At 68.2% G+C, this 24530-nt stretch carries 23 protein-coding genes; 14 read left to right on the forward strand and 9 right to left on the reverse strand.

Features of this window, described 5'->3' with window-relative positions:
- Positions 1-24 precede the first annotated feature (24 nt).
- The gene (locus GVY64_RS11415; protein WP_159840496.1) at positions 25-783 is read left to right on the forward strand and encodes a glucose 1-dehydrogenase; all 759 of its coding nucleotides are present in this window, start codon (positions 25-27) and stop codon (positions 781-783) included.
- 17 nt (positions 784-800) lie between these two features.
- Complete coding sequence (locus GVY64_RS11420) at positions 801-1748, forward strand: alpha/beta hydrolase (protein ID WP_159840497.1); 948 nt, start codon at positions 801-803, stop codon at positions 1746-1748.
- Between the two features lie 412 nt (positions 1749-2160).
- Here GVY64_RS11420 and GVY64_RS11425 read toward each other — a convergent pair whose 3' ends face one another.
- The 3 genes from GVY64_RS11425 to GVY64_RS11435 form a co-directional block, all read right to left on the reverse strand.
- Positions 2161-3732, reverse strand: coding sequence for a flavin-containing monooxygenase (locus tag GVY64_RS11425; RefSeq protein WP_236566752.1), 1572 nt, complete (start codon positions 3730-3732; stop codon positions 2161-2163).
- A gap of 471 nt (positions 3733-4203) precedes the next feature.
- On the reverse strand, positions 4204-4728 hold the full coding sequence (locus GVY64_RS11430; RefSeq protein WP_159840498.1) for a hypothetical protein: 525 nt from the start codon (positions 4726-4728) through the stop codon (positions 4204-4206).
- Between the two features lie 135 nt (positions 4729-4863).
- On the reverse strand, positions 4864-5496 hold the full coding sequence (locus GVY64_RS11435) for a TetR/AcrR family transcriptional regulator (RefSeq protein ID WP_159840499.1): 633 nt from the start codon (positions 5494-5496) through the stop codon (positions 4864-4866).
- A 96-nt stretch (positions 5497-5592) separates the two neighbouring features.
- On the opposite strand from GVY64_RS11435, the gene GVY64_RS11440 reads away from it, so the two are divergent.
- From GVY64_RS11440 to fadD11, 6 genes are all read left to right on the forward strand, one after another.
- A complete protein-coding gene (locus GVY64_RS11440; protein WP_159840500.1) occupies positions 5593-6486 on the forward strand; it encodes a metal-dependent hydrolase in 894 nt (297 codons plus the stop codon).
- Positions 6483-7535 carry a PDR/VanB family oxidoreductase gene (locus GVY64_RS11445; RefSeq protein ID WP_159840501.1) on the forward strand — a complete coding sequence of 351 codons (1053 nt, stop codon included), beginning with the start codon at positions 6483-6485 and terminating at the stop codon, positions 7533-7535. The genes GVY64_RS11440 and GVY64_RS11445 overlap by 4 nt, the downstream gene beginning before the upstream one ends.
- A 59-nt stretch (positions 7536-7594) precedes the next feature.
- On the forward strand, positions 7595-9097 hold the full coding sequence (locus GVY64_RS11450; protein WP_159840502.1) for an aldehyde dehydrogenase family protein: 1503 nt from the start codon (positions 7595-7597) through the stop codon (positions 9095-9097).
- Positions 9094-10560, forward strand: coding sequence for a flavin-containing monooxygenase (locus GVY64_RS11455; protein WP_201297978.1), 1467 nt, complete (start codon positions 9094-9096; stop codon positions 10558-10560). The genes GVY64_RS11450 and GVY64_RS11455 overlap by 4 nt, the downstream gene beginning before the upstream one ends.
- On the forward strand, positions 10557-11435 hold the full coding sequence (locus GVY64_RS11460) for a short-chain dehydrogenase/reductase (RefSeq protein ID WP_159840503.1): 879 nt from the start codon (positions 10557-10559) through the stop codon (positions 11433-11435). Before GVY64_RS11455 ends, GVY64_RS11460 begins: the two co-directional genes overlap by 4 nt.
- A gap of 61 nt (positions 11436-11496) precedes the next feature.
- Positions 11497-13329, forward strand: coding sequence for a fatty acid--CoA ligase FadD11 (gene fadD11 / locus GVY64_RS11465; protein ID WP_159840504.1), 1833 nt, complete (start codon positions 11497-11499; stop codon positions 13327-13329).
- A gap of 8 nt (positions 13330-13337) precedes the next feature.
- Here fadD11 and GVY64_RS11470 read toward each other — a convergent pair whose 3' ends face one another.
- On the reverse strand, positions 13338-13910 hold the full coding sequence (locus GVY64_RS11470; protein ID WP_159840505.1) for a GNAT family N-acetyltransferase: 573 nt from the start codon (positions 13908-13910) through the stop codon (positions 13338-13340).
- Between the two features lie 96 nt (positions 13911-14006).
- On the reverse strand, positions 14007-14180 hold the full coding sequence (locus GVY64_RS11475; protein WP_236566753.1) for a hypothetical protein: 174 nt from the start codon (positions 14178-14180) through the stop codon (positions 14007-14009).
- 729 nt (positions 14181-14909) lie between these two features.
- Between GVY64_RS11475 and GVY64_RS11480 the strand changes: the two genes are divergently transcribed.
- Positions 14910-15485, forward strand: a complete 576-nt coding sequence (locus GVY64_RS11480; protein ID WP_236566754.1) for a hypothetical protein — start codon at positions 14910-14912, stop codon at positions 15483-15485.
- A 15-nt stretch (positions 15486-15500) separates the two neighbouring features.
- Positions 15501-15644 (forward strand): hypothetical protein, encoded by a 144-nt coding sequence (locus GVY64_RS37775; RefSeq protein ID WP_236566755.1) that lies wholly within the window; start codon positions 15501-15503, stop codon positions 15642-15644.
- Between the two features lie 93 nt (positions 15645-15737).
- Here the strand turns inward: GVY64_RS37775 and GVY64_RS11485 are convergent, their stop codons facing one another.
- The 3 genes from GVY64_RS11485 to GVY64_RS11495 form a co-directional block, all read right to left on the reverse strand.
- Positions 15738-17156, reverse strand: coding sequence for a phytoene desaturase family protein (locus tag GVY64_RS11485; RefSeq protein ID WP_159840507.1), 1419 nt, complete (start codon positions 17154-17156; stop codon positions 15738-15740).
- 27 nt (positions 17157-17183) lie between these two features.
- Positions 17184-19004, reverse strand: a complete 1821-nt coding sequence (locus GVY64_RS11490; RefSeq protein WP_159840508.1) for a DUF3556 domain-containing protein — start codon at positions 19002-19004, stop codon at positions 17184-17186.
- Between the two features lie 99 nt (positions 19005-19103).
- A complete protein-coding gene (locus tag GVY64_RS11495; RefSeq protein ID WP_159840509.1) occupies positions 19104-20570 on the reverse strand; it encodes a class I adenylate-forming enzyme family protein in 1467 nt (488 codons plus the stop codon).
- A gap of 170 nt (positions 20571-20740) precedes the next feature.
- Here GVY64_RS11495 and GVY64_RS11500 point away from each other — a divergent pair, with 170 nt between their 5' ends.
- From GVY64_RS11500 to GVY64_RS11515, 4 genes are all read left to right on the forward strand, one after another.
- Positions 20741-21967 (forward strand): PucR family transcriptional regulator, encoded by a 1227-nt coding sequence (locus GVY64_RS11500; RefSeq protein WP_159840510.1) that lies wholly within the window; start codon positions 20741-20743, stop codon positions 21965-21967.
- A 157-nt stretch (positions 21968-22124) separates the two neighbouring features.
- The gene (locus GVY64_RS11505) at positions 22125-23030 is read left to right on the forward strand and encodes a TIGR04222 domain-containing membrane protein (RefSeq protein WP_159840511.1); all 906 of its coding nucleotides are present in this window, start codon (positions 22125-22127) and stop codon (positions 23028-23030) included.
- A 13-nt stretch (positions 23031-23043) separates the two neighbouring features.
- Positions 23044-23898, forward strand: a complete 855-nt coding sequence (locus GVY64_RS11510) for a DUF692 domain-containing protein (protein WP_159840803.1) — start codon at positions 23044-23046, stop codon at positions 23896-23898.
- Positions 23895-24275, forward strand: a complete 381-nt coding sequence (locus GVY64_RS11515) for a hypothetical protein (RefSeq protein WP_201297979.1) — start codon at positions 23895-23897, stop codon at positions 24273-24275. Before GVY64_RS11510 ends, GVY64_RS11515 begins: the two co-directional genes overlap by 4 nt.
- Positions 24276-24296: 21 nt before the next feature.
- On the opposite strand, the gene GVY64_RS11520 is transcribed toward GVY64_RS11515, so the two are convergent.
- Positions 24297-24506: a hypothetical protein gene (locus GVY64_RS11520; RefSeq protein ID WP_159840512.1), complete on the reverse strand. Its 210-nt coding sequence runs from the start codon at positions 24504-24506 to the stop codon at positions 24297-24299.
- Positions 24507-24530 lie beyond the last annotated feature (24 nt).

A 24530-nucleotide genomic window follows, 5' to 3' on the forward strand; every position in this document is an offset into this window, starting at 1 on the left:
CGCCGAGAACAAGAGGAGTTCGACATGGTTGACCTGAATGGGAAGGTCGCCCTGATCACGGGCGCCGCCCGAGGGCAGGGCGCCGCCGAGGCGCGGCTGTTCGTGGAGCGCGGCGCCCGCGTGGTGATCACCGATGTCCTGGAAGCCGAGGGAACGCAGCTGGCCGAGTCGCTCGGCGCGGCGGCCCGTTTCGTCCGGCACGACGTCGGCAGTGGAGCGGACTGGGAAGCCGCTGTAGGTGCGGCGGTTTCGTCGTTCGGCAGGTTGGACGTCCTGGTGAACAACGCCGCTATCTACACCGCGAAGCCGCTGACCGAGACCTCGCCGGAGGAATTCGAGCGCATTCTGCACGTCAATCTGATCGGTGCGTTCCGCGGCATCCACGCCGCGGTCGGGCCGATGACGGGGGCGGGCGGCGGCTCGATCGTCAACATCTCCTCGCAGGCGGGCCTCGAGGGGCTGATGGGCCATTCCGCCTACGGCTCGTCGAAATGGGGACTACGTGGTCTGACCAAGACCGCCGCACTCGAGCTGGGCCCGGCCGGAATCCGGGTCAACTCGGTGCACCCGGGGCCGATCGCGACGCCGATGGTCCCCTATCTGACCACCGGTCCGGGCAGCTTCCCGTCCTTGCCGCTGCAACGCACCGGCGAGCCTCGAGAGGTCGCCGAACTGGTGGCGTTCCTGGCCTCGGACGCCTCGGCCTACATCACCGGCGCCGAGGTCACGATCGATGGCGGGTTGGCGGCCGGCAAATTCCTGCCGCCGGACGCGCAGCCGTAGGCGAAGGAGCGAGCCGGATGCCACTGACACCCGAAGCGCAGGCGATCGTCGACGCCGCAGACGCCGCGTTCCCCAAGTTGGGCACCGAAGTGCTCGACGCCACCGAGGCGCGGCGGCTGCTCGCCGCACGCCCCGCGGCGCCGGTCGATCCCATCCCCGTCGCGGAAGTGTGGGAGCGGCGGATCCCCGGCCCGGCGGGCGCGCCCGAAGTCCGGGTCCGGATCTACCGGCCCGCGAGCGCGGCGCAGGCGGCTCCGGTCGTGCTGTTCTGCCACGGTGGCGGGTTCGTGATCTGCAGCCTCGACAGCCATGACCGGTTCTGCCGGGCCATGGCCGTCGGAGCGGACGCGATCGTGGTATCGGTGGATTACCGGCAAGCCCCCGAACACCGTTTTCCCGCAGCGGCCGAGGACGCGTACGCGGCGCTGTGCTGGGTCGCGGGCCACGCCGACGCGCTGGGCGGCGACCCGGCCCGCCTCGTCGTGGCCGGAGACAGCGCGGGCGGCAACCTCGCCGCCGTGACGGCGTTGCTGGCACGGGATCGGGACGGACCCGAGATCGCCCGGCAACTGCTGCTGTATCCCATGCTCGACCCGGCCTGCGCCACCGCGTCCTATCGGGAGAACGCCGAGGGCTACTTCACCACCGCCGCGCATCTGCGCTGGTATTGGCGTCAGTATCTGGGCAAGCACGACGGCGTCGACCCGTACGCCAACCCACTGCACGCCGAGCTGTCCGGGCTTCCGCCCGCCCACATCGTCACCGCCGAATACGATCCGTTGCGCGACGAGGGCGAGGATTACGGGCGCCGGTTGCGGCAAGCCGGGGTCGCGGCCGAAATCCACCGATACGACGGCATGTTCCACGGCTTCATGAGCATGGCCGATCACCTGCCCGAGGCGATGCGAGCGAACGCCGCCACCTTCTCGGCCGTTCGCACGGCGCACGCCGAGCGCCGTTCCTGACCGATCCACTTCTACGGAGACCCATGACCATTGAGCGAATCGGGCCTGCCTACCCCACCGACGATGTGCCCACCACCGTGGCGCTGCTGACCGCGATCTTCGGCGCCGGACCCACCGCGGTCGACGGCGACCGATGGGCCCAATTCGACAGCAACGGCGTCCGAATCATGCTCGCGGGTAGCGACCGCCGACGACACCCCGTTCCTCGCGATCAAGGTCGACGACCTGGACGCCGAGCTGGACCGGCTGCGTGCCGAAGGATTCGAGGCAGCACAGCCGGTCACCGGACCGCACGAACGCCGAGCCGTCGTACGGCCGACGCCCGGCGCGGTCTGGCACGTCGCGCTCTACGAACCGGTCACCGCAGCTTCGACGTGACCGGACGAAGGGAACCGCGCGGGATCGAGCCCGCTCATTCGGTGCCGATCCACGCGGTCGGCTCCGGCGCGGACGGCCGCCGCCGGGCACGATTCCTCCTCCGCTTCACTCGCTTCGGGAGTTTTCCGTCCGGAGTCGCCGGAGCAGGTAAGACGACGCGGAACGATTCGGACGGCGGTCGCCGTAAGGCGCGGTCGAAGGCGCGAGCCGACGCAGGCCACGGATTGGTGACGCGCCCGCTCTCGTGCTTGTACCAGCTCGGCCCCATGGCAGGCCACACCGTCTTCGCGAGGGCGGCCTCGATCCACTGCCGGTGCGCCCGCATCGCGCCTGCCCGGACTTCGACGGCGGACGCGCCGATCCGGTCCCGCCAGCGCAGACAACGGACGATGTAGTCGATCTGGCATTCTTTCATTTCCGGGTTGCTGCCCGCGGAATTGAAGCTGTTCGGTCCCGCGATCAGGAACGCGTTCGGATAACCCGGAACCGCCACACCCAGCAGAGCTGCCGCGCCTGAGCGCCATTCGTCGTGCAGCAGCGCTCCCCCGCGCCCGCGCACGGTGATCGGGACCAGGAATTCCGGAGCACGGAAACCGGTGGCGTAGACGATCACGTCGGCCCGATGGTGCGCGCCGTCGGCGGTGCGCAGTCCGTCCCGGGTGATCCGGCTGATGGGAGCGGTGACCAGCTCGACGTTCTCGCGCGTCAATGTCGAGTAGTAGTGGCTGTCGAAAATGATGCGTTTACCCCCGATCGGATAGTCGGGAGTGAGTTTCGCGCGCAGCTGCGGATCCGCGATCCGGCTGCGCAGATACCGTCGGGCAGCCCATTCGGCGGGGCGCGCCGACCAGCCCCGGTGCATGATCGGCGCGAGCACGGCATCGGCGCCGTAGTACAGCGCTCGGCGATACATGTGGTGAGCGCCGGGCAGCCGCAGCGCCGCTCGGGCGAGCGGCCCGAAATCGGCCGAAGGCTTGGGCAGCACCCAGTGCGGCGTGCGCTGGAAGACGCGGACACGCCGGGCGGCCGCGGCCAGCGTCGGCAGCATCTGGGCCGCGCTCGAACCGGTGCCGATCACCGCCACCTCCAGCCCGGATAGGTCTTGTCCGTGGTCCCAGCGCGCGGAATGGAAGGACGGTCCTGCGAAATCAGCTCGGCCGGGAAGATCGGGGATGTTCGGCCGGTGCAGCTGCCCCACGGCGAAAACCACCACTTCCGCGTGCACGCGCTGCCCCTCGGACGTGACCAGTTCCCAGCCGCCCCGGGTTTCCGAATAGTTGGCTTCGTCGATCGCGGTACCCAATCTCAGATGCGACGCCAAACCGTGGGCGGCGACGACCTCACGCAGATATTCCAGGATCTCGGCCTGGCTCGGAAACCGGATGCGCCGACTGCGGTAGGGCGCGAAGGAGAACGAATACAGATGCGACGGCACGTCACAGGAGCACCCTGGATAGGTGTTGTCCCGCCAGACGCCGCCGACGTCGCCGCCCCGCTCGAAGATCACGAAATCGGTGATCCCGGCTCGTCGCAGCGCGACCCCCATCCCGATGCCGCCGAAGCCCGCTCCGACGACAGCTACCTTGCAGGTCATCGCGTTCGCCACCCCTCCTCCTTCACGCTCAGCACACAGTCAACGTTCAGCTACCTCATCTCTTCGTTGGCTGGAGCGTTCTGGATGGCAAGATCGTCGAGGTACTTGTCCGGGGTCGACAGCAACCAGAAGCGCGGTGGCGCACGGAACTACGTTCGTGACGTGATCAGAGGGACGATGTCCGGCGACCCGTTCGGTGCACGCAGGTCACCCGAGTCGCCCGCCCGCGAATACTGCGAACAGCACACTTTTCGCTATTCATCGTGTGATCAACCTGGCCCATCGGTGCGGACGAGATGTCCGCTATGGTCAGGATCCGGCGCCGGAATCACGGAGATGCCGTGCGCCGCAGGCGCACCGAAGCATGCCGCCGACGAGGGCGTGGGAACGGATTCGTCGGGGCGCTCGTCAACGGCACACCGATCCGGAATCCGCTGGAAGTAGATACGGGCTGCCGAATTCGCGCCCGTGTTCCGACCGTTGCTAGTCCGTGGTGTGGGCAGTCAGGTCGTCGAGCAGAATCATGACCTCCCCTTCCTGCTTCACCACCTGGGTGAGTCGGATCGTCAGAGCGACGACTTCGCCGTCGTCCACGGGATCGGCCGGTTCGTGTTCGAGACGCCGCCATTCGCCGGTCGCGGGGACGCCTCCCAGGACCAGTTCGCGCTCGTCCTGTCCGGTGCCACGCAGTCGCGCGGACACCCGGATCGACGCGTGCGGCGAACGCACCCACAGGTTCAGGGCCGCCAACCGCCCTGGGATCGACAACGCCCGGCCGGGCTTTGCCACGAGGTCGACTTCGAGGCCGTCGGTGGCCGATCGCATGAGCAGCACGAGCGCACGGTGGTCGGCGCCCGCGCCGCCGTCGGCATATACGCCGGGCCGTTTACTCGGCGCGCCTTCGGCGAACGTCGTGAGATGGGTCCGGTCCGCCCCGGCTCCGGCGAGTTCCCACTTGTCCTTGCTCTCGAAGTCGTCCAGGAGCACCTCGACCGAAGCGTCCGACATCCCTGCTGCCCTTCCCTAGCGCCCGCGCCGGACATGCTTCCGACTCCGGGCACACCCTACAAGCCATCGAATGTTGTTGCGGCACGCGGAACCGAGCATTCACCTGCAGCACACGGCTTCCGCGACCCTTCTGGATCAGCCCGTCACGGCATGCGGTCCGGCCACCACCGGCACCAGGTAAGTGCGCGCGAATTCACCCAATTGCTCGTCCGTTTCGAGTTCGGTGAGCCCGTGGGGGGCGAGGATCAGCGAGTGGACGATCCGGCACACGATCTCCGCGCGGGTGGTCAGATCCGTTGCGGGCGACAGGATTCCGCGCTCGACGGCACGCTGGAGCGCGGCGGCGGTCGTGTGGACGGACATCGCGAACGGAGCCGCGCCGTCGACGGTGAGTTTGAGGACCACGCGCGCCGGTTCCAGCGTCAGCATGCGTTCCACGAGCGGATTCGTGCGCCAGCGGGTGATGACGGTGACGAAGATGTCGACGACGAGTTCACCGAGGTCGTCGTGGCGTTCGGCGATCTCGGTGATCTCGGCGAGCACCGCGGCCACCTCGCGACTGATCACGGCTTGCACCAGGTCGTCGCGGCCGCCGACGTGGCGATAGACCGTGACCCGGTCCACGCCCGCTTTCCTGGCAACCTCCTCGATCGTCGTCTTCTTCACACCGACCTGCTCGAACAGCACCAGAGCCGCGTCCAGGATCCGGGTGACCAGGGTGCCGGCGACGTTTTCGCTGCTCGTGGCGGCCTTCGAGGCGGTGGGCATAGGCCAACGCTAGCAAAATCGAGCCCTTCTGCAACATTCTCCCCCCGTTGTTGCTGCAACATTGCAATGCGATTTGTAGCTATGTATGGTCGGGTCATGGCTGAGCAGGAGGGCGCGACGCAGCGCCGGTATCGCGACGAAGCGCATGCCATCCATGCGCGCGACGTCCATTTCGACTTCGATTCCGTGCCGATGCACTACGTGCCGGGCGAGGCTTTGGCCACCCACATCGTCAACGTGATGCACCTGGTGTTGCCCGAAGGGGAGCGCGCGATGGCGCAGGCGTTGGCCGAAGCGCTGCCCCATATCGACGACGAGCGGTTGCGCGAGGAGGTGACGGGGTTCATCGGGCAGGAGACCATGCACGCGAACAGTCACGAGGCCGCGCGCAGGCATCTCCAGTCGATCGGCTTGGATGTCGACTCGTATGTCTCGAAGGTCGCCTGGCTCGTCGACCGCATCCTCGGCGATCACGGCTTGACCGGTCGGGCGCGGGAGGAATGGCTCAAGGAACGGCTCGGCCTGTTCGCGGGTATGGAGCACTACACCGCGGTACTCGGGGAATGGCTGCTCAACGCCGACATCCTCGAGGAAAAAGGCATGCACCCGGCGATGCTGGACCTGGTCCGGTGGCACGGCGCCGAAGAGGTGGAACACCGCAGCGTCGTCTACGACGCATTCATGCATCTCGACGGCAGCTACGCCCGGAAAGCCCGCACGGCGATCCTGGCCGGCGCGACGTTGCTGCCGCTGTTCATCGTCTCGACCGCCTACCTCTACCGAAAGGACCCGTCGAGCGAGAAGGGCCGGTTCTGGGGACTGCAGTTCTGGAGCGCGACCCGGCGCGGCGTCATCCCGAAATGGACGGTCTTCTTCACCGAGATGCCGCGGTATCTGCGTCCCGGTTTCCATCCGTCTCAGCTGGGACCGATGGACAAAGCCTTGCGCTACCTCGCGCACTCACCGGCGGCGCGGGCGGCGCACCGATGAACGGATCGCCCGCCCTCGAAGACCGCTCGACGCCCGCGGGACTGCGGCTGATCGGCGGTGTCATGGACATCTACCGGAAGGTGTTCGTCACCGGACGGGCCGCCCCGCTCCTGTCCCGCCCGAACGCGGTGCGCCGCACCGGATTCGACTCGGACACCACGATCGCCGCGATCGATCGCGAAGCCGCCGACGTGGTGAGCCTCACGCTGCGCGCGGCCGGCGGCGGCCCGCTGCCCGCGTGGCGGCCGGGGGCGCACGTGGACGTCTTCCTGCCGTCCGGCCGTCAGCGCCAGTACTCGCTGTGCGGCGACCCGAGCGACCGGTTCCGGTATCGCATCGCGGTCCGCCTCATTCCCGAAGGAGGCGGCGGATCGCGCGAGATCCATCAATCGCTGCGGATCGGCGACCGCCTGCGGATTCGCGGGCCGCGCAACGCGTTCACTTTCATCGACGCGCCGTCGTACTTGTTCCTGGCCGGTGGAATCGGCATCACGCCGATCATCCCGATGGCCGAAGCCGCGGGCTCACGGGGACGTCTGGTGTACGTCGGCCGCTCGCGCGAGACCATGCCGTTTCTCACCGACCTGCCGGACGCCGACGTCAGGCCGGACGACGAATTCGGGCCGCCGGATGTCGCCGCGCTGCTGGCTCGCGCCGAACCCGGCGCGGCGGTGTACGTGTGCGGGCCGCCGCCGATGCTGGAGGCGGCACAGCAGTGCCTGTTCGAACTCAACCCGACCGCCTCGTTGCACACCGAACGGTTCTCCGCCCTCCCGGTCGCCGACGGCGCGGAATTCGATCTCACCTTGGCTAGCACCGGGACCACGATCCGGGTCGCGGCCGACGAAACGGCGCTCACCGCGATCCACCGCGAATTGCCGGACGTCGCCTATTCCTGCCGACAGGGCTTCTGCGGCACCTGCAAAGTCGCGGTCGTCTCCGGCGCCGTCGACCATCGCGACCGCGTGCTCACCGCCGCCGAACGGGAGAACCAGATGCTGGTCTGCGTCTCCCGCGCCGCGAGCGAGCACCTCGTGGTCGACCTCTGAGACCGTCACACGAAAGGGACAGCGTTGTCTATCCGTTGCCGAACGAGCGAGCCGACCCGATGAGCGTCTCCACCAACCACCCCGCGCAGTCCGTGGTGTCGACATTCGACGTGCACGATCCGGCCACCGGCGCGGTGGTCGGCACCTATCCGATCCACGATCGCCACGCCGTCGACACCACCGTCGCCGCCGCTCACGAGGCCGCGACCTGGTGGCGCGATCTCGGCTTCGCCGGTCGCGCCCGGCATCTGGACGCGTGGCGTGCCGAGATCGCCCCGGGCCGTGACGAACTGGCTCACCTCATCCACCGGGAGATGGGCAAACCGGTCTCCGACGCCAAACTCGAGATCGCCATGGCGCTCGAACACTTGCGATGGGCGGCACGCAATGCCGAGAAGGTGCTCGCCCGTCGCACCGTGCCGTCGAGCCTGCTGACGGTGAACCACGCGGCGACGGTCGAATACCTTCCCCTCGGGGTGGTCGGTGTCATCGGACCGTGGAACTACCCGGTGTTCACTCCGCTGGGCTCCATCTCCTTCGCGCTGGCCGCCGGGAACGCGGTGGTGTTCAAACCCAGCGAGTACACCCCCGGCGTCGGGCTCTGGCTCGCCGAAGCGTTCACCCGCACCGCACCCGCCGAGCCGGTGCTGCAGGTGATCACCGGTCTCGGCGACACGGGCAACGCGTTGTGCCGCAGCGGCGTCGGCAAGATCGGGTTCACCGGGTCCACCACCACCGGCAAGCTGGTCCTGGCCGCGTGCGCGGAGAATCTCACGCCGGTGCTGATGGAGTGCGGCGGCAAGGACGCGCTGATCGTCGACGCGGACGCCGACCTCGACGCCGCTGCCGACGCGGCGGTGTGGGGCGGATTGTCCAACGCCGGGCAGGCCTGTCTGGCCGTGGAACGCGTCTACGTCCATGCCGACGTCTACGACGAGTTTCTTGCGAAGCTGGTGGCGGCGGCGAGCCGGATCCAGGCCGGTGCCGCGGATTCGAAGATCGGGCCGATCACCATGCCGAAGCAGCTCTCCGTCATACGCCGCCACATCGAGGATGCCGTCGCGCGCGGCGCCCGCGTGGTGCTCGGCGGTCCGCACGCGATCGATCGCCAGTTCGTCCAGCCGACCATTCTCGTCGACGTGCCCGAGGACGCGGCCGCGGTGACCGAGGAGACCTTCGGCCCCACCCTGACGGTCGCCAAGGTCCGGGACATGGAAGAGGCCGTCGAACTGGTGAACCGCTGCGCGTACGGGCTGGGCGGCACCGTCTTCGCCCGCCGCAACGGTCGCGACATCGCCGACCGCATCCGTGCCGGTGGCACCTCGATCAACGCGTTCGTCGCGCACGCCACCATCCCCGCTCTGCCGCTCGGCGGTGTGGGCGCATCCGGCTTCGGCCGTGTCCACGGGCCGGACGGTCTGAAGGAATTCACCTACGCCAAATCGACCACGCGGCAACTGTTTCCGTCGCCATTGCCCTTGACGTCGTTCCGGCGGGATCACCGTGTGGACGCGATCGTCGACCAACTCATCTCGGTTCTGCACGGAAGGAAGCGGCAGTGACGGACGATCGGATCGAGCACACGCCCATCGCCATTGTCGGCGCGGGCTTCGGCGGCATCGGCCTGGCGATCAAACTGCGCGAGGCCGGGTTCGACGACCTGGTCGTTCTCGAGCGAGCCGACGACCTGGGCGGCACGTGGCGCGCCAACACCTATCCCGGTTGCGCCTGCGATGTGCCGTCTCACCTCTACAGCTACTCTTTCGCACCCAATCCCGACTGGTCGCGCACCTACGGGCGGCAGCGCGAGATCCTCGACTACATCCGCGCGGTGGCCACCGAACACGATGTGGTCCGGCATATCCGCTTCGGCGCCGAACTGCTGGACGCCCGATGGGACGAGCAGCGTTCGCTGTGGCGGATCGAGACCTCGCGCGGGGCGCTCACCGCGGATTTCCTGCTCTCGGCCGCCGGGCTGTTCGCCGAGGCGAAATACCCGCAGCTGCCGGGCATCGACTCGTTCGCGGGCGCATCGTTCCACTCGCTGCACTGGGATCACGACCACGATCTGACCGGCGAGCGGGTCGCGGTGATCGGCACCGGCGCCTCGGCCGTGCAGTTCGTCCCGGAGATCCAGCCGAAGGTGGCGAAACTGTCGCTGTTCCAGCGATCGGCGCCGTGGATCGTCCCGCGCATGGATCGCCGCACCCTGGAACTGGAGCGGCGGCTGCTACGACGCCTTCCCCTGGCGCAACGCGCGATCCGCGGCGGGTTCTACGCGGCGATCGAGACGTTCGGGCTCATCTCGCTGGTCGACCAGCGCTTCCGGCACCCCTACGAAGCGTTGGGCCGATGGCAGTTGCTGCGTCAGGTTCGCGATCGCGACCTGCGCAAGAAGCTCACGCCCGACTACGTCATCGGCTGCAAACGCGCCATCTTCTCCGGCACCTACCTCCGAGCGCTCGATCAGCCGAACGTCGAGGTCGTCACCCAGCCCATCGCCGAGATCCGCCCGCACTCGATCGTGCTGCGTGACGGCAGCGAACATCCGGTGGACACCATCATCTTCGGCACCGGGTTCACCTCTATCCCGACCGCCTATGAACGTGACGTCGGACGGGGCGGGCGAACGCTGGCCCAGCTCTACCGCCGGCGACCGCAAAGCTATCTCGGTGTCGCGGTGGCCGGGTTCCCCAATTTCTTCTGCACGCTCGGCCCCTTCGGAGCCGCCGGGAACCAGTCCGCGATCTACATGATCGAATCCCAGATCGCCTACATCGTCGACGCCTTGCGCACCGCGCGCTCTTCCGGCGCTCGCCGCGTCGAGGTGCGCCCGGAAGCGCAGGAAGCTTTCGTCTCGGAGATGGCCCGACGCAGTTCGTCGACGGTGTGGCTCACCGGCGGATGCCGGAGCTACTACCAGACGCCCGACGGGCTCAATGCCGGTCTCTACCCGAACTGGAGCTTCGAATACCGGCAGCGCACCAGCCGATTCGACATCGAAGCCTACGAGGTCAGCCGATGATCAACGACATTCTCACCCTCGGTCGAGGGCGCCGCGGCTATTCGGTCGAGGGCCGGGTTGTGCTGATCACGGGCGCGGGCCGCGGGATCGGGCGCGAACTCGCCGCGGTGTTGCACCGGAAGCAGGCCTCGGTGGTTCTCGTCGACGTCGATCAAGACGCGGTCGACGCGGCGGCCGCGGCGCTGGGCGGGCGGACCCTGGCCGTCGCCGCCGACGTCGCCGACCGCTCGGCGATGCAGGCGGCCGTCGACCGGGCCGCCGAGCATTTCGGCCGCTTGGACGTCGTGGTGGCGAACGCGGGCGTGGTGCCGCGCCCGGCGACGGTGCGCACGCTCGACGGACGGGACTTCGATCGGGTCATGGACATCAATCTCACCGGTGTGTTCAACACGGTGCGTCCCGCGCTCGACCATGTCGTCGCTGCCCACGGCCACGTGGTCGTGGTGTCCTCGTGTGCGGCGTTCGCACCCGGCATGGCGGGCGCACCGTACATGATCAGCAAAGCCGGGGTCGAACAACTGGGCCGGGCCCTGCGTGTGGAGCTGGCGCCCTTCGGCGCATCGGCCGGCATCGCCTATTTCGGCATCGTCGACACCCGCATGACGCACGAGACCCTGGACCACGACGAGCTCGGCCGTGAGCTGGACGAGCTGTTGCCCTGGCCGCTGAACGTGCGGATCTCGGCCGAGCAGGCGGCGCGGACGATCGCCGACGGCATCGAACGGCGCGCGGCGCGCACGATCGCACCGGTCGGCTGGGAGCCGTACGCGTTGCTGCGCGGCGCGGTCAACGTAGTGCTCGACAGCGCACTCGCTCGCGACAACCGCGTGCACGACTTGCTGCGCAGGGTCGAAGCCCGCACGACCTCGTCGTGACGTTCGCGCTCAGCCCGATCCGGCCACATCATCCGCCACCTGATCCGAAGGACCCACTCCCGTGAGCACTCCACGCTTCGACACCCTCCCCGCGGCTTTCCAGTACAACGCGACCATCGATCCCGACGCGGTCGCACTCCGGACACCCGGGGACGCTGCCACCCTCACCTGGCGCGAATACGCGGCGCGGGTGCGGCGGATCGCCGGCGGGCTGGCGGGGCTGGGCGTGCGCCGTGGCGACACGGTGGCCTTGATGATGTCCAACCGCATCGAGTTCTATCCGCTCGAGGTCGGCGCGCAACACCTCGGCGCCACCAGCTTCTCGGTGTACAACACCGCAGCACCCGAGCAGATCGCCTACGTGCTCGGCAACGCCGGTGCGCGCGTGGTGATGTGCGAGCCTCGATTCGTCGAGCAGATCCGCGCGAGCGGAGTCGAATTCGACCACATCATCTGTGTCGACGACGCGCCCGAGGGAACCTTGTCGGTCGCCGACGTCATCGCCGCGGGCGAAGCGAACTTCGACTTCGACGCCGCATGGCGCGCGGTCGGGCCCGACGACGTCGCCACGCTGATCTACACGTCGGGAACCACGGGCAATCCCAAAGGAGTGGAGACGACGCACGCGAACCTGATGTTCGAGTGCTACGCCGTCGACCAAGTGCTGGGAATCCGGTTCGGCGACACCATCACCTCCTATATGCCCACCGCGCACATCGCCGACCGGCTCACCGCGCTCTACTTCCAGGAGGTCTTCGGCACTCAGGTCACCTGCGTCGCCGATCCCACCCTGATCAGCGCCGCCTTGGCCGACCTGCATCCCACCATCTGGGGCGCCGTGCCGCGCGTCTGGGAGAAATTCAAGGCGGCAATCGAATTCGCGGTCGCGAACGAACCCGCCGAGGACCGCAGGGCGGCGCTGCAGTGGGCGTTGGCGGTGGCCGCCCAACGCAGTGCGCATCAATTGCGTGGGCAGCCGGTCCCCGAATCGGTCGCGGACGAGTGGGCGCGCGCCGACCGACTCGTGCTGTCCGGCTTGCGTGCGAAGCTCGGACTCGACCGCGTCCGCTGGGCGATGTCCGGCGCCGCGCCGATCCCGGCCGAAACGCTCGGCTTCTTCGCCGGCCTCGGCATCCCGATCGCCGAGATCTGGGGCATGTCCGAACTCACGTGCATCTGCAGCGTCAGCCACCCCGCCGACGCGAGGCTCGGCACCGTGGGCAAGCTGCTGCCCGGCATGCGGGCCCGCCTCGCCGACGACGGCGAACTCCATGTCCACGGCCCGTTGGTGATGAAAGGCTATCGCGGTGAGCCGGGCAAGACCGCCGAGGCCGTCGACCCCGAGGGCTGGTTGCGCACGGGCGATGTGATCACCATCGACGAGGACGGCTGTCTCCGCGTCGTCGACCGCAAGAAGGAGCTGATCATCAACTCCGCGGGCAAGAACATGTCCCCTACCAACATCGAGAACGCGATCAAGGCGGCGGCACCGCTGGTCGGCGCCATCGCCGTGCTCGGCGACGGACGTCCCTACAACACCGCCCTCGTCGTCCTCGACGCCGAATCCGCCGGACCGTACGCCGCGCGCCACAACCTGGCCGACGCCTCGGCGGCGACCTTGTCGGCCGATCCGGATGTCATCGCCCGAATCGCGGCGGGCATCGCCGCGGGCAACGCTCGACTCTCGCGGGTGGAGCAGGTCAAGCGGTTCCGCCTCTTGCCCACCTTCTGGGAGGCAGGTGGCGACGAAGTCACCCTCACCATGAAACTCAAGCGCCGGGTGATCGCCGAGAAGTACGCCACCGAAATCGCGGAGCTCTACCAGCCCGATCGCCCCGCGGGTGTCTACGAACCCGCCGCCACCCCGGCGGGTTCCGTCGTGACAGCCGGCTGAACGCGCGGTCAGCGCTGCTTGACCCAGAACATTCCGCGACCGGACTCCGCAGGCGCACGCTTCTCCCGCGGCTCGATCCGATCCAGCCGGTAGCCGAGCCGCCGGGCGACCGCGGCACTGCGGACATTGGCCTCGTCACAACGGATCTCGACACGGTCTACGCCGGGCAAATCCAACGCGATCCGGGTCAAGGCAGCTGCACTCCGGGTGATCACACCGCGACCGGTGTGCGCGGCGTGACACCAGTAGCCGATCTCCACCGCACCCGGACCGAGCCGGTCGTGCAGGCCGATCGCGCCGAGCACGGTGCCCGCGGCATCGAAGATGCCGTAGTTGAAGGCTCCGGCGGCGCTGGGCCAGCTCTCGTCCGTCTCCCGGCCGAACGCGCGCTGACTGTCCAGGGTGGCGGGTGCGGGGAGCCAATCCATCCAGGGGTGGATGAGGTCGTACGACGCGTTGATCGCCTCGAGCCGCGGCCGCACATCCTCCGGACGCCACCGCCGCAACAGCAGGTCGTCCACCTCGATCCGTTCGGGTGGCACGACGCCCGGCGCCAGTGCGGAACACGATTCGATGTCCATACCGCTATGGTGGTGGCCCCGCGCCTGGCCGGGCAACGGAAATATCCGGTGCCCGCGCTTTGTCACCTCCGCATCGGCGCTGGTCAGGGGGGATGATCAAGCGCCACGGAGGCGGACCTCGGCGTCCAGCTCGGCGGCGGCTCGGGCGAGCGCGGCGTCGTCCGGATCGGCCCCGAGCCGGTCGGCCAGGTCGGCTCGCGACAGGAGGAGCATTCCGCGCGGCTCGGATTCAGAGCCGGGTTCGACTTTGAGGTGTCCCTCTTCCAACACCAAGCGAGCGTTCGGTTCGTCGGTGGTCAGCAATCGGCGCAGGTCCTCCTGTGTTACTCGCCCGGAGCTCGATGCGCTGCTCGGCGTCGCGTCTGCCGACCCGCTCGTCTTTTCAGCATCCATGGTGACCGATTGCCCTGGCGAATCCACGGGAAACCAGCCCGACCACGTACGACCGCAGCGGGTTCCTGGTCGGATCAGCCTGATCAGGCGAAAGCGATGGCGGCCCCAGTGCGGCGCATGATGATCACCGCGCACACGTCGGTGCCGTAGACGACGGCGTTCACGAGCACCGAGGACGATGGCAAGGACCATTGTTAGGCAATCTAGCGCCGCTAGATCAACTCGTCAACGCGAGAGCGCAGGATGCTCCTGTCTCGAACCGGCGGCCGCGTTTGCTGTTCGGCGGTCCGGCAACAGGACAAGCATCCAGCCGGACGCCACGCGACACAGGGTGTAGGAAACCGCCTTCCGGCGCCACGAGGCACCACACTCTAGAAGGACCCCAACAGTCGAACCGACTCATTGCGCTGTCGGATGCTTCGGATGATGGAGGCACGTCATGGCGACGCGCGAGCAGGCCGCAGTCGCGGCGGGGCGGATGTCGTCGGGCAGATCTTCCGCCCGACTGGGAATACCTGGTGGTGCGGTGGGCGGCGATACTGCGCGTATGCGCGATACTCGGGCGGCTGCCCGAGCTGACATCGAACACGAACCAGGAGACCGACATTGGGGAAGTTACACCGGCCCGGGCGCCCCGACGATCTGCCCGATGCGCGATTGCTGTGGGCGCGGTGGGCGGCCGTCGCGGTCGCCACCTACGATCGCGACGAAGAGCGCGAGCCGCAGCAGCATCGTTCGGGATACTGGATCGACGACGACGGCCTGCACTGGGACGACTGCGGTTGTACCTGGTGGGTATTGAAGTGGTTCGGCGACGGCCGCGCAGTGCTTGTCGGAGAGGACGAATCGAGCAAGGTCAAGTGGTACGAGCCCGCGATCGACCTGCTGGCCGGGGCGCCGGAATGGTTACCGCGGCGCTATCTGCAGGAGCTGATCGATGACTACATGGTCGGCTGTATCTACTGGTTCGACGAGGGGGCCTGGCACCGTGCGCCCTACCCCGACGATCTGGCCGACGACGGGCTCGATTGCGGCATTTCGGCGTTGACGACACGGGCAGGTGCCGTCGGCGAGATCGCCGAACAGCTGGAGTTCGACAACACCGATACCGGAATGCCGGAGCTGTGTGAACAACTGATCGACGACGCCGAGCATGGCGCTCTCACCGAAACCGGGCTTTGATCCTTCGCCGTGGCGATGGTGCGGTTGAAGGCACAGCACTACCCCGAGGTCGATCCCCGACCACGCACCGACAACGACCTCGCCGCCATGTTCGCACTGGCCGCGCATGCCGGTCTCGACACAGCTGCCTGGACCGGCACGCTCGGCATCCGAAACTGACCCGGACGGCCCTCGGCCAGGCGGCGCGTAGATGCCCACCCGGGAAGAGTGCCGCCACAAGAGCCCTGGGCGGCAAAGGCGACACCGAGACGACTATCCGATACCCGAGCGCCGCAGAGCCCGCTGCGCGGCGTTCGCGCCGCACATGCCGTGCGCCCCCGGACCCGGCGGCGTTGCGGCCGAGCAGAGGTAGTGGCCCGGTACGCCGACGTCGTAGGGCTGCAGGGTCACGCGAGGTCCGAACAGCAACTGGGGGATGTCTTTCGCGCCGGTCATGATATTGCCGCCGACGTAGTTCGGGTTGTATTCGGCGAACCCCGCCGCGGTGCGCGCGCTCGTCCCGACAATGCGGTCGCGGAATCCCGGAGCGAAGCGTTCGATCTGGGCGGTGATCTCCGCCGTCGCATCGCCGCGATATCCGTGCGGCACGTGGGCGTATGCCCAGATCGGGTGGATGTCGCCGACCGACCGTTGCGGATCGGCGAGGTACTGCTGACCGACCAGCACGAAGGGACGTTCGGGCATACGGCCGCGGTGGATGTCACGTTCGGTCGCGGCGATCTCGGCGAACGTGCCGCCCAGATGCACCGTCCCCGCCCGGCGGGCCGCCTCCGCCGTCCACGGCACTCCGCCGTGCACGGCGAAGTCGACTTTGCAGGCGCCGGGACCGTAACGAAATCGGCTGTAGGACTTCCTGATTCGCGGAGGCAGGCGCTCGCCCATGATGTCCGCGACCGCGGTGGGCGCCAAGTCCCACATCGTCACATCCGCCGTCGGCAGATCGGACACCGACCGCACGCGAACGCCCGTTTCGATCTTGCCGCCCAGGTCACCGAGGGCCGCTGCCATGGCTTCGGTGATTCGTCGCGATCCGCCGGCGGCGACCGCCCAACCGTAGGTGTGGCCGGCGGTGAGGATGCCCAGGCCGATACCCGCGCTGAGCGGTCGGTGCAACGGATGAAACGCATGAGCCGCGACGCCGCCGAACAGCGCCCTGGCCTGCTCGGTCCGAAACAGTCCGGCCAGCAGCGCGGCCGGGGCGAGGGCGGGAATCCCGAAGCGGGCCAGAGAGATCGGATGGCGTGGCACGCGCAGCATCGGCCGCATGATGTCACCGCTCATCCGCTCGTAACCCGCGGCCGTACGCTCGAACAGCAGCCGCCACGCTCGGCCGTCGCTGCCGAGACCGGCGGCGGTCTCCGCGACCGAGCGCAGCAGCACGCCCGCGGTGCCGTCGTCGAGCGGATGGGCGCAGTCGATCTCCGGCCACGCCCAGGACAATCCGTACCGCGTCAGGTCGAGGTCGCGCAGGAACGGAGAACCGACCGCCATCGGATGGATGGCCGAGCAGTGGTCGTGCAGCAGGCCGGGCACGATCGCCTCGCCGGTGCGGGTGCCGCCGCCGATCTCGTCGGCGGCCTCCAGCACGGTGACGTCCGATCCGGCTCGGGCCAAGGTGATCGCCGCGGCCAAGCCGTTGGGGCCGCTGCCGACCACCACTGCGGTACTCATGTCGCTCTCCTGTCCTTACCGTATGCCTCAGCCGACGGCCTGCGGGGCCAGAACCCGGTCCGATTCGTCCGGCAGCATAGGCACCGTGTAGCCCGCGCGCCGCCACGTCACCTCGTGCGGGATCGGGCCGTCGGGCAGCCACGGTTGCGTCTCGACGGCGTCGCGCACACGCCAGGTGCCGCGTTCGACGACGCCCAGCGCCGCGTCGATCACCTGATACTGCTGGACGCCGCGGTGGATGGGCTGGGATTCCACCCACACCACGATCCATTCGCCCGGCGCGAACCCGACCCGGGACTGCACCGCGTTCACCAGATCCAGGTTGTGCAGGTGACCGTCGCCGAAGTTGAAGCCGATCAGCGAGTTGCAGCCGAATTCAGCTTCCCGCACGGTCCACCGATCGATGTCGGGCAGGAGTTTGTACAGCAACGAGAACAGTCCGCGTCCTTGGCTGTGCATCGAGCGCCACGCGATCGTCTGCTGCATGGTGATCTCCGCGACCGCGGGCGGGTGGCCCATAGCCTTCAGCTGGTCGATCTGGTTCATTGTCGGCCGGTGCCCGATGGTGTTGAGCTTCTCCTCCGCACCGGGCGCGAAGGCCCACAGGGCCGACGCCCAGTTGCCGGCGTACTGGCGCATCGACGGCAGAAAGGACACCAGATCCGGGCGCAGATTCCCGAGGACCGGGAAGAACACCAGCGCCGCGAGGATCACTACAGCCAGCCATGGTGAGGAGATGTCACCGAGGCCGTAGCCGGCTTGGTTGGGGAAGCCCAGGAACAGGAAGACGGTCAGGTAGGCGAACAGGACGTTCCATTCCAACGGCACCGCGAGCGGGAACGTCGAGGTGATGAACGCGTGGAAGATCACCATCAGCACCACACCCGCCAGCGTCAGCCAGTGGTTGGTGGAGAACAGCAGCACCAGCGGCGTGACGACCTCGACGGCGGTGCCGCCGACATGGGCCAGGAACGAGGCGACCTTCGACGGACGCAGGTCCCGGGGGAAGTCACGGTAATGCAACCGCTTGATCCACTTGGCGGGCACGCCCGGACTGTTGGAGACCATCGGCGGAACCACGTTGGTGAAGTGCCGCCCGAACTTCGACACACCCGCTCCGATCCACACCGCGCAGATCAGCAGTTTGGCGGCGACGATCATGTCGACGAACGGCAACACCGCGAAGAACACCAGTGCGGGCAGGTACTGCTCGCCGCGCGCGGTGAGGAAGATCGTCTTGTCCCGCAGGCCGCACAGGATGTACAGCGCGATCGGGGCGATCAACAGCGCGGGATTCACCAGGCCTGAGGTATTGCCCGGCAATACCGCGCTGAGTGAGGCGCTCGGTACACCGGGCAGCACGATCGCCGCCAGCAACGTCGCCAGGAACGCCAGATACAGCAGCACGTCGAAGACCGTGCGCGTGTCGCCGCCCGTGAACGGGACCCGCCGCCAAGGACGCAGGCGGATCGTGCCGGGGCGTGCGTAGAACAGGATTCCGCCGGTCATCGGCTTGAACTTGCCCGCGAGCGGCCCCCACGACCCGGCGATCCCGAGCGCCTCGATCAAGACGGTCCACAACACCAGCTTCTGATAGACGATCGGCTCGTTCCACCACCCCGCGACGTCCCAGAACGGGCCGACGCCGGAACTCCAGGTCACCAGGGCGACCCCGGCGAGCACCGAGACCAGCAGAACCTTGAGCAGATAAATCGTATGGATCATCCGCGGCGAGCCGAAGCCGTATTCGACCCAGTGCAGAGCGAGTGTTCTCATCCGCTCCCGCAACGGCTGGTCGAGGAATGTCGTCACGTCCACGGGCGGGAAATCCGCTGTTTTGAATCCCATTGTTCGGACCTTTCTCATCCGATGAATCGAGCACATGCGAGGACCCGGCCGAATTCGGTTCGGATCGTTGAGTTCCGCTCTCCGCCGAGCGGATTGTTGCTATGCCGTGGTGACCGCGACGGCGACCAGCTCGCGGAGCTTTCGTTTGTCGATCTTGCCGACCGGATTCCGTGGCAGCGCGTCGGTGATTCCGATCGATACCGGCACCTTCGCGCGGGACAGGGATTTCCGGCAATGCTCGACGAGATCCGCGGCATCGACATGCGTGCCGGGCATGGTCACCACTCGGGCGACGGGGACCTCACCGAGCACCGGATCGGGGGCGCCGACCACCGCGGCCTCCAAGACGGCGGGATGGGCATGCAAAATGTTCTCGATCTCCTTGGGATAGATGTTCTCCCCACCTCGCAGGATCATGTCTTTGATGCGATCGACCAGGACCAGGTATCCGTCCGAATCGAAGTAGCCGACATCGCCGGTGTGCAGCCAGCCGTCGATCACCGTTCGCGCGGTCGCCTCGGGCCGGCCGAGATACCCGCGCATGACGTTGGCGCCCCGGATGACCACTTCTCCTCGCGTCCCGGCGGCCACGGCTCGGCCATCGGCGTCCACGATCGCTACGACTTGCCCTGGCAACGGTCGCCCCACCGTGCCCGGCTTCCGCGCTCCGTCCGGCGGATTGAGCGTCGAGGCGCAGGTGCCTTCCGACAACCCGTACCCTTCGACGATCGGTACCCCGAAACGCGTTTCGAATCGCGCGATCAGTTCCGCGGGCATGGGCGCGGCCCCACAGATCGCGCGGCGTAGCGACGAGGTGTCCGGCGCCGCGTTCTCGGACTGCGCGACGAGCATCGCGTAGATCGCGGGCACGGCCGAAAAATAGGTCGGCCGAACTCGTTCCACGACGCCGAAGAACGCCGAAGCCGAGAATCGGCCCGCGATCGTGGCGCGGCCCCCGGCGAGCAGCGGTGACAGGACACCGACCACGATTCCGTTGACGTGGAACAGCGGCAGGACCAGCAGGCTGTGGTCGGTGTCGTCCAACCGCAGAGCTTCGACGAGCATCTCGCACATCGCGGCGATGTTGGCGTGGTCGAGAACCACCCCCTTCGGCTGCCCGGTGGTGCCGCTGGTGTAGATGATCAGCGCCGCGGCGCCGGGATCCACCGACACCGGTTCGGGCCCGCCGGTTTCGGGGCCGGGCCCGGCCACCTCGGTGACATCCAGCGTTCCCGCTCCGCGTCCGTCTTCGGTCACGACCACCTTCGCCCGGCAGTCGTCGATCTGATAGCGCACCTCCTCGGACGTCGAATCCGGCTTCACGGGGGTGACCGCGGCGCCGAGCCGCCACGCCGCGAAAAGAATGACGACGAATTCGAGTCGATTCCGCAAGACGAGAGCGACGACATCGCCCTCGCGAACTCCATTGACGTACAGGACGGCCGCGGCCCTGCGTACTCTTCTCGCGAAATGCTGATTATCGAGCTGCTCGCGGTCGTCCGCGATACAGGGATCGCACGGATTCCATGCCGCCCGGACCTCCGGAATTTCTACAACGTGCTGCATTCATACCCTCGACTGCTTGTGGGTGACTGGAATTACATTCCACGGTAGGTTCGGTGCCAGGCCACAGCTACGGGCCCGCATCCCAGAGTTTTCGTGCGGCTTTGTACTACCGGCACAACAGGTTGGGGAATGCCTCCGAGCGGTCGCACCGATTCCGGTACGGTCCGGACATGAGCGTTGACGTGGACAGAACCATCCGCGATGTCGCCGGACGCGTCAAAGCCGATCTCGACCGCTTGATCGCCGAGATGACCGCGATGTTCGCCGAGGTCATCCCGGAATTCCGGCACGACGACGAGGTGCGGCGGCTGATGGTCGCCAGCACCGCGTCCAACGTCACCGCGATCCTCGACATGCTCACACTGGGCATCTCCCGTGATGACATCACCGTGCCGCCCGCCGCCGCCGAATACGCTCGACGCTTCGCCCAGCACGGGATGTCGCTGGAGGCCCTCCTGCGCGCGTACCGCCTCGGCGAACACACGTTCATGCAGCGGACCATCGCCGCACTCCGGCACTCGGAGGCCTCCGCCGACCTGGCCCTGGAGACCACCAGCCGGGTGGGCCTGCTGGTCAACAGCTACATCGACCAGGTCATCGAGGGTGTCATCGACATCTACGAAAGCGAACGCCGTCGCTGGGACGCGCGCACGGACAACACCCGCGCGGCCCAGATCCGCGCCGTGCTCGACACCGAAAACCTCGACCTCGCCTCGGCGGAACACATGCTGGCCGCCTCGTTGCGGGGATGGCACGTTGCCGCGATCGTCTGGGTGCGCGAACCCGTCACGTCATCGATCGACTCGGTGCGAGCGGGAGTCTCGATGCTGCAGGCCGCGACCGGGAAGCATCCGCTGACGGTGCTGGTGGACGAGCAGAACTGCTGGGCCTGGATCTCCTCCATCGGCCGGCCCTCGCTCGATGCCGATCGCCTGGAACGAGACCTGGCCCGCCGACCGGAACTCCGCGTCGCGATCGGCGACCCCGGCGCCGGACTGGCCGGCTTCCGGCAGACCTTCCGCGATGCCCAGCGCGCGCGCAACCTGGCATTGACCGCCGACCCCACCCGCGCACTGACCTTGCACTCCCGCGTGGCACTGGCGAGCCTGCTCGTCGACCGTCTGCCCGATACGAAAGCGTGGGTGCGCCGGGTACTCGGCGACCTCATGCGCGGCGACGAGACCACCGCGCGTCTTCGTGAGACGGTGCAGACCTACCTCGAAGCCCGCGGCAGCCTCACCGACGCCGCGGCGCGCATGCATGTGCACAAGAACACCGTCCACTACCGGATACGCAGAGCCGAAGAGGTACTCGGTCATCCGTTGACGGTGAACCGGCTGGAGACCGAAGTCGCCCTGATGGTCTCCGAACAGCTGGGCCTCGACCGGATGGAGTGAACCCGCCCGGCGGTGACGGCCGCATCCGGCCGGTCGTTTTCCGGTGAGCGGAGAGGGGACACGCGTCAGCATGTGCGCGCCACGGCGATTCGTCATGGCGTGCGAAGCTTCGCGGCCCGATACTGAGGGCAAGTTGGGACCGATTCCGAGGTGGAAGATGAATGTGATCGGGGTGGCCTCGGACGGGCTTGTCGCGGCCGGTGAGACCTGGGGTATCTCCGGGCCGGAATTCCTGGCGATATACCTGCCGGTCGTGCTCGTGGCGGTGGTGGCCGGAATCTGGTTGCGCGTACGGGTCACGGGCGCCGACCCGGAGCTGGACGCGGTTGCGGCGCCGGGCGCGGAACTGACGTCACCCGAAGTGGGCATGCTCTTCGGCGACCAGAACGCCGCACTGGCGGCGATGGCACGGCTGCGCGCTGTCGACGCGATCGATTCGGGCGCCGCGCCGGTCCGCGCCCTCACAGCGCAGGAGCGCGGACAGCTGGATCCATTCACCGTGTCGGTGTACGACCGTCTGTCGGCGGGCCAGCGCAAGACCGTTGTCGGCGGATCGTCCGCCACCCTCGAGGCGCTGCGTACCAGAATGATCGACCTCGGTTACTTCCCCGGACCCGCCATGCGCCACGGGTTGCGCGACGCGGGCATGCCGCTGCTGGTCACCGGCGCGCTCGGTGTGGTGCGCATCATCGCTGGCGCCTCGCACGGAAACCCGGTCGGCCTGCTGGTGGTACTGGTGATCGCGCAGGCGTTCGCGTACTGGTTGGTGGTGCGCAAACCGCGGCTCACCGCGCTGGGCGTCCGCGCTCGCAACGCCGCCGACGAGCGCAATCGCCATCTGCGCCCGAGCAATTCCCCTTCTTTCGCCACCTACGGCGCCGAGAGCGCGGCGATCGCGGCCGCCGTGTTCGGCATCGGCGCGCTCAGCGCGCTGGATCCCGGCCTCGCCCAGGCGGTGGTACCGCCGAGCGGGTCGAGCGGCGGCGGGGACGGCGGCGGCAGCGGGGGCGACGGTGGTGGCTGCGGCGGAGGCTGTGGAGGCTGTGGTGGTTGCGGCGGCTGAACGGTCCGGGCCGCTGCCCGAGGATGCGCTCGGGATCGGTTGGCGACCGGAGATCTGCGGGTTGATAGCTGCTTTGGACGGGCTGGAGTTCTGCGAGGTCGTCGCCGAGTCGTTGCTCCAGGATCCCCACCGCGCCGGGCAGCTGATCGTCCCCGAGGAACTGACTGCGCTGCGTGCCCGAGGCGTGGCCGTGGTGCCGCACGGCATCGCGCTGTCACTCGGCGGCGCGGAGCCGGTCGCGGACCAGCGCGTCGAGCACTTGGCGGCGTGCGCGACGGCCGTCGCGGCTCCCCTGGTGAGTGAGCACGTCGCTTTCGTCCGCGCGGGCGGCCTGGAAGCGGGCCACCTCCTGCCGGTCCCGCGCACCCGCGAAGCGCTCGACGCGCTGACCCGCAATATCGCCCGAACACGCGCGGCGCTGGACGTCCCTCTCGCAGTGGAGAACATCGCGACACTGTTCGACTGGCCCGACGACGAATACACCGAAGCGGAATTCCTCTCCGAACTCGTCGAGCGTACCGGTGTCTCGCTTGTGCTGGATCTCGCCAACGTCTACGCGAACGCTCGCAACCGAGGTCGCGACCCACTCACCGAGCTGCTGCGCCTGCCCGCCGAGCACGTCGCCTACTGTCATGTCGCAGGCGGTCACGAATCCGGTGGCCGCTACCACGACACGCACACCGATCCACTCCCAGCGGAGGTGCTCGCCCTTGTCGCGGAGTTCACCGCGCGGCGCCGCGCGCCGATGATGCTGGAGCGTGACGGCAACTATCCGCCCGCGGCCGAGCTGCTCGACGAGCTGGACGCCATCGCGGCGGCCGCGGCCCGGCCGCCGATCACCATCCGAGCCAGGGCGGTGGTGGCATGAGCGCCCGGTCCGGACCGGCACCGCCACCCGGCGCCCCCCTGGCCGAGCGACAGGCAGCACTGGTGCGAGCGCTGGTCGCTGGAGCCGCCCCACCAGCGGGTTTCGATGTGGACGCCGTCGCAGCGGCGGCCCAGGCATTGCTGCACAAGCGGGCCCATGAGGTGGCGCGACGCTTCCCGCTGCTGGTGCACGCGTGCGACGGCGATTTCACCGCACGCTTCATGGCGTGGGCTCGCGAGCATCCGAAGACGACGACCGCCGCTGACGCGGCAGCTTTCGCGGCCGCCGAGGGTATCGACTGGAACGCCGCGCCGCAGCGACGGCGAGTCACCCACTTGTTCCGCCGACGTCGTGCCGGAGGCCGCAGCGCCGGCTGAGTGCCGACCCTCGGCGTCGGCTCAGGGGCGGCGCGCTTCGACAGGCATCGCGGAGTCGCCGGCGTCGCGCCGATCCTCGAGCCACACACTGACCGCCACCGTCGCATACGCAGCGACGGTCGCCATCCCCGGCAGCATCAGCATGAGCATGAGAAAAGAAAGCATGGAAAGCCCTCCCGGACAACGCGATGGAAACTGTCGCACCGGTGCGCCGCGCTGCGTCACCGTCACGCCCCGGCATACCCACGACCGGAG

The organism is Nocardia sp. CY41 (genome assembly GCF_009829325.1).
Taxonomy (GTDB): domain Bacteria; phylum Actinomycetota; class Actinomycetes; order Mycobacteriales; family Mycobacteriaceae; genus Nocardia.